Consider the following 9,605-nt stretch of genomic DNA (forward strand, 5'->3'; position numbering starts at 1 on the left):
CCCCCCCCCCCCCCCCCCCCCCCCCCCCCCCCCCCCCCCCCCCCCCCCCCCCCTCGACAGATCTCCGCGATCTGCAGTAGATCCACGCCATGCGTGGATGCTCTTCGATTTCAATTCGAAATACTCGATTTCGATGGAGATTCATCCACGCATGGCGTGGATCTACCGTGTCGACCAAAGTCGACATCTACCAACAGCCGCCGGAATCTGTCAGAGGTGGGGCGGTGTCGGAGTGCGGGGTGTCAGCCGCATGGATGCGGCTGCCAAGCCCCCAGGGACGGGTTTACGGCGTCCCCGCACTCCGACACCGCCCCGCCATCCCACGGAATACCGCTTCTGCTGTTGCTGTTGCTTGAATGCCGCAGCAGGTGCAGGGCTGCAAGCCCTGCTCGACCAACCCCTCACACCGTGATGGTCTGGGTCAGTGACTCCCACGTCGGTGGCACCGGCCACGCCGCCGCCTGGTTGCCATCCAGCACCCTGCGCAGGTCACGCGGATCAATCTGCGGTGCCAGCACGTGCACCAGTTCCAGCGCGTAATCACGCAGCACCCGGTCGCGCGGCAGCACCGCCCAGGCGATGCACTCGGCGATCGGGTCCGGGGCCGGCCACGAACGCAGGTCTTCATCGTTGGAACTGACCGCCATCTCGGCCAGCAGGCCTACGCCAAGACCCGTGCGCACGTAGGTCTTGATCAGGTCCGCATCCAGCGCGGTCAGTGCCAGATCGGGCACCAGCCCATTGGCGGCGAAGGCGCGTTGCAGGGATGAGTTCGGTCGGGTCGAGGATTCGTAGCTGATCAATGGCTGGCGGGCCAGCGCGGCCAGGTCCGGTGCGCGGCCGGCGCGGTCCAGCGGATGGCCCTTGGGCACCACCACCAGGCGCCGCCACCGGAACAGCGGCACTGCGATGCCATCGGTGGGCTCACCGCCTGCGGTGCTGATGATCGCAATATCGGCATCACCCTGGTTCAAGCGGTCCAGCGCGTCGGCTTCACCGGCCTGCTGCAGGTGCACGCTGACCTGCGGGTAGGCCTGCTTGATCGCCGCCACCGCCGGCGGCAGCACGAAGCGCGCCTGGGTGTGCGTGGTGGTCAGGATCAGCTGACCCTGGCTCTCGCGACGCTGGTTTGCCGCGTAGGTGCGGATGTTGTTGGCCTCAGCCAGCACCGCGCGGGCGCGGGCGATGACCTCGGTGCCGGCTGGGGTGACCGACTCCAGGCTGCGGCCCTTGCGCACGAACAACAGAAAGCCGAGCTCGTCTTCCAGCTGCTTGAGCTGCTTGGACAGGCCGGGCTGGGTGGCGTGCACGCGCGAGGCAGCGAGCGTGATGTTCAGCTCGGCATCGGCAATGGCAACCAGGTAGCGCAGCTGGGTCAGCGTCATGGGAGGCAGGCGGCGTGGGGCGGAGGTCCACTCTAGGGTCAATTGCCGTCACCAGCTTATAACCAAAGGTTGTTTAAGAAAGGTATCTGGTCATTTCCGGGCGTCATATGCCGGCGCTACGGTCAGCCGGCAGCCGCTGGCCTGAACAGCCAGCCCTCCCCTTTGCCCGCCGAAGCCCGGCGCGGCCCCGTTTCCGGAGCGCTTCCATGGCCCTGTACGAGTCCATCCTCGATACCGTCGGCAACACCCCCATCGTCAGGCTGCAGCGCCTGGCACCGCCACAGGTCAGCGTCTACGCCAAGGTCGAGTCATTCAATCCGGGCGGCTCGGTCAAGGACCGCCTGGCGCTGGCAATCATCCTCGACGCCGAAGCGCGTGGCCTGCTCAAGCCAGGCGACACGATCGTGGAGGCCACCTCGGGCAACACCGGCGTGGCGCTGGCGATGGTCGCTGCCGCGCGCGGCTACAAATTCGTGGCCACGATGGTCGAGACCTTTTCGGTGGAGCGTCGCAAACTGATGCGCGCCTATGGCGCGAAGGTAATCCTGACCCCGGCCGCCGAGCGTGGCAGCGGCATGGTGCGCAAGGCGCGCGAACTGGCCGAGCAGCATGGCTGGTTCCTGGCCAGCCAGTTCGCCAACCCGGCCAATCCGGCTTATCACCGCAACACCACGGCCGCCGAGATCCTGCGCGACTTCGCCGGCAAGCGGCTGGATTACTTCGTCAGTGGCTGGGGCACCGGCGGCACGCTCACCGGCGTGGGCGAAGTGTTGAAGGTCGCGCGCCCGCAGACCCGCGTCATTGCTACCGAACCCGCCGGCGCCGCCCTGCTCAAGGGCGATGATTGGAAACCGCACAAGATCCAAGGCTGGACCCCGGATTTCGTGCCGGACGTGCTCAACCGCGATGTGGTGGATGAACTGGTGTCGGTGGAGGATGACCGCGCCATCGCCACCGCGCGCCGACTGGCGGCGGAGGAAGGGATCTTCGTCGGCATCTCCGCCGGCGCCACCGTGGCCAGCGCGCTGGACGTGGCAGCCCGCGCTGAGCCGGGTTCGGTGATCCTGGCGATGCTGCCGGACACCGGTGAACGCTATTTCTCCACGCCGCTGTTCGCCGATGTGAACGAGGGTTCCGACGACGACTGGCTGGCTGGCCTGCCATGACGCAAGCCGCCGGGCATTGCCTGGCGCCACCGCCTGCCGCGAATCCGTGACCGCTTCAGCCTGCGTGAAGGCAGCGACCGCCATCGTGCGTGAAGGCCGTCGGATCGCAGCGCGTGAGACGGTCATGACGCAGTATCGATGCCCTGTCCCCTACCGTGGGGTACAGCCGGCGCAGAGGCTGCGCGGAACACCTCACAGGCAGGAGACGGACGCATGAAGATCGAAGTTTGGCAGGGTGACATCACGACCCTGGCGGTGGATGCGATCGTCAACGCGGCCAACGAAACATTGCTCGGCGGCGGTGGTGTGGACGGCGCGATCCATCGTGCGGCCGGCCCCGCATTGCGGGCCGAGTGCGAGCGGTTGCCCGAGCTGCGCCCGGGCGTGCGTTGCCCGACCGGCGAAGTGCGTGCCACCGGCGCTTACGCCTTGCCGGCACGGCATGTACTGCACACGGTGGGCCCGGTCTGGCACGACGGCCAGCGCGACGAGCCGGCATTGCTCGCCAACTGCTACTGGAAATCGCTGCAGCTGGCCGAGTCGCTGGGGGTGCAGTCGATCGCCTTCCCGGCGATCAGCTGCGGTGTGTATGGCTATCCGCTGTACCAGGCGGCGCAGATCGCCGTGACCGAGACACTGGCCTGGCAGCGCAGCCATGCGCAGCCGATGCGCATCGTGCTGGTGGCGTTCAATACCGCGACGGCCAAGGCGTACCAGCAAGCGTTGAGCGCCGCCGGGCAAGGCGCAGACGGCGAACCGCGCGGCTCGATGCTGTCGCCGCTGGGTGATGCGGGCTTCGCCGCCGCGCACTGAATCCGGCGGTCAGCGTCAAGGAAAAGGCCGGGCATTGCCCGGCCTTTCCTGTTGCGCCCTTGTCCACACTCCCACGGAGTGTGGAACACGCTCAACGGCTGGCAGCTTCCACCGCGGCGGCATCATCGGCCGCAGCAGCGGCCGCGTCGGCAGCGGCACTTGCCGCCGAAGCAGCAGCCCCATCGGCGCTGGCGCCGTCCACCTGCACACGCACTTCCACCATGCCCGCGCCGTTGCTGAGGCTGGACACCTCGACGGTGTAATGACCGGCAGGCAACGCTTCTTCCAGGCGTGCGTTGGTATCGTTGCCACCGTCATCGTCGGTCAGTTCGACATCGCCGCCAACCACGCGCAGCACGGTATCGACCTGGCCGGAGATTGCATCCAGCCGCACATTGGTCGGACGGTCCAGCGTCAGCAGGAAGCGGCGGACGCCATCGTTATCGAGCATCGTGTACACGCTGCCGGACTTCGGCAGTGCGGTGCCATCGCGATCGACCAGGTTGCCCGGCAGCTCGATCCGATTGGCCGACAAGGTGAACATGCCACTGACGCCGTCGCCGAGGCCACGCGCGGTCAGCGTGTACTTGCCCGGCTTCAGCGACAGGGTCAGGCGCGAGTTGGTGCTGTCCCCGCCGTCGTCATTCTCGGCATCCACGCCCTGCCCGGACAGCTTCAGCACCGGGTCGAAGGCGTCCGAGACCAGCCGGATCTCGTAAAGGCCCGCCTTGTCCACCTGCAACGTGTAGTCCTGCGAGTTGCTGGCCAGCATATCGACGATCTCGCCACTGCCCGCCAGCGGCTTGCCGTCGTACGGCTTCAGCTTCTCGGCGCGAAGGCGATAAGGGCCGAACGCGGTCGGGCCATCGGCGTTGACTGCCACCTGGTAGGTACCACTGCCGTTGGCACGGAAAGCCAGCGAGACGTCCCCCTCGCGCTCATAGCCTGTGTTGCTGGTGGATACCAGGCTGCCGTTGTTGAACACCGCAATCGAGCCGCTGAGGGCACCAGTGAGCTTCAGGCCGACCAGATCCCTGTCTTCCAGCTTGATCTGGTAGAGCTGGTGATGGCTGCCGTCATTGAAGTTGATGCCGCTGCGCGAGGTGATCTCGCCGGAGACCGGCTTGTCGAAATCGAGCGACGCGGCCTTGCCTGCCTCGGCACCGCCGCCACCGATGCGGTTGCACCCGCCGGCGACCAGGACCGTGGCTACGGCCAGTGTGATTGCTGCCAAACGCATGTTGTTTCTCCTTGGCCTTCCATGTGGTTCCCACGCACCGGCCGGGCGCATGGGGGCGGAAAAGATACCCGCAAAAGCAAACGCCGGCGTGATGCCGGCGCTGCCTTGTTCATCCAGCGATGGGACGGATCAGCCGTTCCACTTGCCCAGCGCGGCCAGGCCATTGTCCCTGGCGCGCTCGTACACGGTCTTCTGGGCAGCAGCGTAGTTGCCCTTCATGTCCTTGGCCCACAGCTTCAACGCGGCCTGCTGCATGGCACGGCCGTAGGAGAAGCTCAGCGGCCACGGCAGGTTGCCCAGCTGGTTCATCGCGTTCAGGTGCTCGGTGGACTGCTCGTCGCTCTGGCCACCGGACAGGAACACCACGCCCGGCAGGATGGCCGGCACGGTGCTCTTCAGGCACATCACGGTCGACTCGGCCACTTCCTCGACGTCGGCCTGCTCTTCACAGTCCTTGCCCGAGATGACCATCGAAGCCTTCAGGATGGTGCCTTCCAGCAGCACGTTCTGCTGGTACAGGGCGTCGAACAGCGAACGCAGGGTCGCTTCGGTGACTTCGTAGCAGGTCTCGATGTCGTGGTCGCCGTCCATGATCACTTCCGGCTCGACCATCGGCACCAGGCCGCATTCCTGGCACAGCGCTGCGTAGCGGGCCAGCGCATGGGCGTTGGACTCGATGCAGGTGCCCGACGGGATGCTCTCGCCGATGTTGATCACAGCACGCCACTTGGCAAACCGCGCGCCCAGCTTGTAGTACTCCTGCAGGCGCTCGCGCAGGCCATCCAGGCCTTCGGTCACCAGCTCGCCCGGGCAGCCGGCCAGCGGGTGCGCGCCCTTGTCCACCTTGATGCCCGGAATCATGCCGTGGTCGGCCATGTACTTGGCGAACGGCACGCCGTCCTTGGTCGACTGGCGGATGGTTTCGTCAAACAGGATGGCGCCGGAGATGTGCTCGTTGAGCTTCGGCGTGGTCAGCAGCAGTTCGCGGTAGGCACGACGGTTCTCCTCGGTGTTCTCGATACCGACGCCAGCGAAACGCTTGGCGATGGTAGCGGTGGATTCGTCGATCGCGATGATGCCCTTGCCCGGGGCAACCATGGCCTGGGCGGTTTCAGCCAGCTGTTCGATGCTCATGTACTTCCTGTGGCGGGTGCGGGAAAAACACAAGTATAGCCCCGCCGCCCGTTGCGCCGGCGTGCAGGCCAGAATGGAAACGATTCCAATGTCGGCGCAGGACAAGCGATGTCCTGCGGCACGGGGTCAGAGCCCTTGCGGGGATCCGACCCCGGCGGGCCTCAGAGGTCGCCCAGGCCGATGGCGCGGCCGTCCTCTCCCACTTCCAGCAGGCGCAGGGTATTGGTGGCACCGTGGGTTTCCATGTGCTCGCCACTGGTGAACACGACGCGGTCACCGGCCTGCAGCAGTTCGGCTTCCACCAGCAGGCGGATGCTGCCGCGCGCGGCTTCGCGCGGGGTCAGCCCGCGGCTGTCGAAGTTGATCGGGAACACATCGCGCATCAGGGCCATCTGGCGGCGCGCGCCGTCGTGGCGGGTGACTGCGAACACCGGCGCCTTGGCGCGGAACCGCGACAGGTAGCGGGCGGTGCCACCGGATTCGGTCATCGCCACGATCGCACGCACGCCCACGTGCTGCGACAGGAACATGGTAGCCATGGCAATCGCCTGGTCGGCACGTTCCAGATTACGCGGCGAGGCGTTGAAGTCGGTCTCGGTCTGGAACTGGCGCTCGGCACCCAGGCAGATACGCGCCATCGCTTCCACCGCCTTGACCGGCCAGGCACCGGCAGCGGTCTCGGCCGACAGCATCACCGCGTCGGTGCCATCGATGACCGAGTTGGCCACGTCCAGCACTTCGGCGCGGGTCGGGATCGGGCTTTCAACCATCGACTGCAGCATCTGCGTGGCGGTGATCACCACCTTGTTCTGCGCAAGCGAGGCCTTGATGATCTTCTTCTGCAGGCCGGGCAGCTCGGCATCGCCGATTTCCACGCCGAGGTCGCCACGGGCGACCATCACAACGTCACTGGCCTCGACGATCTCTTCCAGGTTCTCGATCGCCTCGGTGCGCTCGATCTTCGACACCAGCGCGGCATCGCAGCCGTGCGAGCGGGCGATCTCGCGCGCGTCGTTCATGTCCTGCGCGTTGCGGCAGAACGACACGGCGATGAAGTCGACACCGATCTTGGCGACAATGCCGATCAGTTCCTTGTCGCGCTCGGTCAGTGCGCCCAGCGAGAGGCCACCGCCCTGCTTGTTCAGTCCCTTGCGATCAGACAGCGCGCCGTCGTTGAGCACGGTGCTGATGATGCGCTCGCCCTGCACCTCCACCACCTGCAGCTGCATCAGGCCATCATCGAGCAGCAGGACATCGCCCGGGCCGACGTCCTGCGGCAGGCCGAGGTAGCTGACGCCTACCTGGGTCGCATCGCCGGGGCCGGCGTTGGTGCTGGCGATCAGGTCGAAGCGGTCACCCGCCTTGAGCTGCACCTTGCCTTCGGCGAAGCGCTCGATGCGGATCTTCGGGCCCGGCAGGTCGGCCAGGATGCCCACTTCCACGCCCACGCGGGCAGCGGCGGCACGCACTTCGGCGGCACGCTTGGCCTGGCCGGAGGGGTCGCCATGGCTGAAGTTCAGGCGTACCACGTTGACGCCGGCGCGGAAAAGATCCTCCAGCACGCCCGGCGGATCAGTGGCCGGACCGAGGGTGGCAAGGATCTTGGTGCGACGCTGACGCTCGAACATGGTGAATGGGCCTCTCCCGGTAAAGGACGGAAATTAGCACATCCTTCACGTCGCATGTATACGGTTACAGCCTTGTGCCGCTTGTCTTCGCGGGTCATGGAATGGACATCACCCGGACATACGCCGGCGCAGGCAGTTCTGTAGAGCCGAGCCCATGCTCGGCTGGGCATAGGCCGAAGCAGCCAAGCATGGGCTTGGCTCCACAGGAGCCTAGGCCAACAGCGTCGTCAGCTGCGCCGGCTCACGGGCCAGCTGGCCCGCGCCGGCTTCGGTCAGTTCGGCCTCACCGCCAAAGCCCCACAGCACGCCCACACTGCGCAGGCCGTGGTGGCGCGCGCCTTCGATGTCCATGCGGCGGTCGCCGATCATCCAGCACTGCGCAGGCTGCACCTGCAGCCGACGCAACGCCTCGCCGACCAGTTCCGGCTTGTGGCTGCGCGAGCCGTCCAGGGTCGAACCGACGATCTCCTCGAACAGCCCGCCGAACGGCAGGTGGGCAAGGATGCGGCGCGCATGCGGCTCGTTCTTGGCCGTGACCACCGCCAGGCGGTGGCCGCGACCATGCAACGTGCGCAGGGTGTCCTCCACCTGCGGGTACACCGTGTGCTCGCGCCAGCCTTCGACATCGAAGCGCTCCCGGTAGTAGCCCACTGCCTGTTCCACCCGCGCCGGTTCACCGAACAGAGGCATGAAGGTGGTACGCAGCGACGGACCGATCCAGCCCCGCAGGGTGTCCTGCGGCGGCACCGGGTACTCCATCTTCTGCAGCGCATAGGCGATGCAGGCGGTGATGCCCACCTGCGAATCGATCAGCGTGCCGTCCAGGTCGAAGAACAGCACATCCTTGCCGCGCTCGCCACTCATGCGCCGCGCGCGTCGAGTGCGGCCACCGCCGGCAGGGTCTTGCCTTCCAGGAACTCCAGGAACGCACCGCCGCCGGTGGAGATGTAGCTGACCTGCTGGGCGATATCGAACTTGTCGACCGCGGCCAGGGTGTCCCCACCGCCGGCGATGGAGAACGCCTTCGAGCTGGCGATCGCGCGGGCCAGCGCTTCGGTGCCCTTGCTGAAGGCTTCAAACTCGAACACGCCGACCGGGCCGTTCCAGACCACGGTGCCGGCCTTCTCGATCAGCTGCGCGTACTGCGCGGCGGTCTGCGGGCCGATGTCCAGGATCAGGTCGTCTTCGGCAACGGCATCGACCGCCTTCACTTCCGCGGCAGCGTCGGGCAGGAACTGCTTGGCGGTGACCACGTCCACCGGCAGCGGAATGTCGGCGCCACGCGCCTTCGCATCGGCCACGATCTTCTTCGCCGTGTCCAGCAGGTCCGGTTCATACAGCGACTTGCCGACGTTATGGCCAGCGGCAGCAATGAAAGTATTGGCGATGCCGCCACCCACGATCAGCTGATCGACCTTGCCGACCAGGTTGGCCAGCAGTTCCAGCTTGGTGCTGACCTTGCTGCCGGCGACGATGGCAAGCAACGGCTTGGCCGGTGCATCCAGCGCCTGCGCCAGCGCGTCCAGCTCGGCCATCAGCAGCGGGCCACCGGCCGCGACCGGTGCGAAGCGGATGACACCATGGGTGGAGGCCTGCGCACGGTGCGCGGTGCCGAAGGCATCCATCACGAACACATCGCATAGCGCCGCGTACTTCTTCGACAGGGCTTCATCGTCCTTGCCCTCGCCGACGTTCATGCGGCAATTTTCCAGCAGCACCAGCTGGCCCGGCTGCACCTCGACGCCGTCGACCCAGTCACGCACCAGCGGAACCTCGCGGCCGAGCAGTTCGGACAGGCGCTGGGCCACCGGCGCCAGAGAATCGGCTTCGCTCCACACGCCTTCTTTCGGGCGCCCCAGATGCGAGGTGACCATCACCGCCGCGCCCTGCTCCAGCGCACGCTTGAGCGTCGGCAGCGAAGCGGTGATGCGCTGTTCGGAAGTGATGCGGCCATTCTCGATCGGCACGTTCAGATCCTGGCGGATCAGCACGCGCTTGCCGGAGAGGTCGAGGTCGGTCATGCGGACGATGGACATGGGCAACTCTTTGGCTCAGGGACGGGATGCCGGGGTACGGCAGACGGCCATTGTATCGGGTGCGGGTGGTGGGAGGGTCGATGCCTGCGGCAGGCAGAGGCGCACGGCAACGGCAACGGCAACGGCAACGGCAACAGCAACAGCAACTGCCAAAGCGCTGACGCTTCATGATGCTGGGGGTGGGCCGGGGCGGTGTGGGGTGG

General features: G+C 66.6%; 8 protein-coding genes. 2 read left to right on the forward strand and 6 right to left on the reverse strand.

Annotation, left to right across the window (positions count from 1 at the left end; translation table 11 throughout):
• Window positions 1-401: 401 nt before the first annotated feature.
• Window positions 402-1,385 carry a LysR family transcriptional regulator gene (locus tag O0J15_RS19405; RefSeq protein ID WP_019660022.1) on the reverse strand — a complete coding sequence of 328 codons (984 nt, stop codon included), beginning with the start codon at window positions 1,383-1,385 and terminating at the stop codon, window positions 402-404.
• A gap of 206 nt (window positions 1,386-1,591) precedes the next feature.
• Here O0J15_RS19405 and cysK point away from each other — a divergent pair, with 206 nt between their 5' ends.
• Window positions 1,592-2,551: a cysteine synthase A gene (cysK, locus tag O0J15_RS19410; RefSeq protein WP_019660021.1), complete on the forward strand. Its 960-nt coding sequence runs from the start codon at window positions 1,592-1,594 to the stop codon at window positions 2,549-2,551.
• 213 nt (window positions 2,552-2,764) lie between these two features.
• Window positions 2,765-3,364 carry an O-acetyl-ADP-ribose deacetylase gene (locus O0J15_RS19415; RefSeq protein WP_019660020.1) on the forward strand — a complete coding sequence of 200 codons (600 nt, stop codon included), beginning with the start codon at window positions 2,765-2,767 and terminating at the stop codon, window positions 3,362-3,364.
• A 91-nt stretch (window positions 3,365-3,455) separates the two neighbouring features.
• On the opposite strand, the gene O0J15_RS19420 is transcribed toward O0J15_RS19415, so the two are convergent.
• The 5 genes from O0J15_RS19420 to O0J15_RS19440 form a co-directional block, all read right to left on the reverse strand.
• Window positions 3,456-4,604, reverse strand: coding sequence for a hypothetical protein (locus O0J15_RS19420; protein ID WP_019660019.1), 1,149 nt, complete (start codon window positions 4,602-4,604; stop codon window positions 3,456-3,458).
• A gap of 129 nt (window positions 4,605-4,733) precedes the next feature.
• Entirely contained in the window at window positions 4,734-5,738 is a 1,005-nt protein-coding gene (locus O0J15_RS19425; protein WP_019660018.1) for a class I fructose-bisphosphate aldolase, read from the reverse strand.
• A gap of 161 nt (window positions 5,739-5,899) precedes the next feature.
• On the reverse strand, window positions 5,900-7,366 hold the full coding sequence (gene pyk, locus O0J15_RS19430) for a pyruvate kinase (protein ID WP_021203676.1): 1,467 nt from the start codon (window positions 7,364-7,366) through the stop codon (window positions 5,900-5,902).
• Window positions 7,367-7,576: 210 nt separating this feature from the next.
• On the reverse strand, window positions 7,577-8,230 hold the full coding sequence (locus tag O0J15_RS19435) for an HAD hydrolase-like protein (RefSeq protein WP_019660016.1): 654 nt from the start codon (window positions 8,228-8,230) through the stop codon (window positions 7,577-7,579).
• The gene (locus O0J15_RS19440; protein ID WP_021203677.1) at window positions 8,227-9,402 is read right to left on the reverse strand and encodes a phosphoglycerate kinase; all 1,176 of its coding nucleotides are present in this window, start codon (window positions 9,400-9,402) and stop codon (window positions 8,227-8,229) included. Before O0J15_RS19440 ends, O0J15_RS19435 begins: the two co-directional genes overlap by 4 nt.
• Window positions 9,403-9,605 lie beyond the last annotated feature (203 nt).

It is taken from the genome of Stenotrophomonas sp. Sm10, assembly GCF_030985515.1.
Taxonomy (GTDB): Bacteria; Pseudomonadota; Gammaproteobacteria; order Xanthomonadales; family Xanthomonadaceae; genus Stenotrophomonas; species Stenotrophomonas hibiscicola.

What these genes read in the sequence shown, in the direction of transcription:
- cysK (WP_019660021.1), top strand. Translation starts at nt 1,592, where the DNA reads ATGGCCCTGTACGAGTCCATCCTCGATACCGTCGGCAACACCCCCATC.
- O0J15_RS19435 (WP_019660016.1), bottom strand. Translation starts at nt 8,230, where the DNA reads ATGAGTGGCGAGCGCGGCAAGGATGTGCTGTTCTTCGACCTGGACGGC.
- pyk (WP_021203676.1), bottom strand. Translation starts at nt 7,366, where the DNA reads ATGTTCGAGCGTCAGCGTCGCACCAAGATCCTTGCCACCCTCGGTCCG.
- O0J15_RS19420 (WP_019660019.1), bottom strand. Translation starts at nt 4,604, where the DNA reads ATGCGTTTGGCAGCAATCACACTGGCCGTAGCCACGGTCCTGGTCGCC.
- O0J15_RS19425 (WP_019660018.1), bottom strand. Translation starts at nt 5,738, where the DNA reads ATGAGCATCGAACAGCTGGCTGAAACCGCCCAGGCCATGGTTGCCCCG.
- O0J15_RS19415 (WP_019660020.1), top strand. Translation starts at nt 2,765, where the DNA reads ATGAAGATCGAAGTTTGGCAGGGTGACATCACGACCCTGGCGGTGGAT.
- O0J15_RS19405 (WP_019660022.1), bottom strand. Translation starts at nt 1,385, where the DNA reads ATGACGCTGACCCAGCTGCGCTACCTGGTTGCCATTGCCGATGCCGAG.
- O0J15_RS19440 (WP_021203677.1), bottom strand. Translation starts at nt 9,402, where the DNA reads ATGTCCATCGTCCGCATGACCGACCTCGACCTCTCCGGCAAGCGCGTG.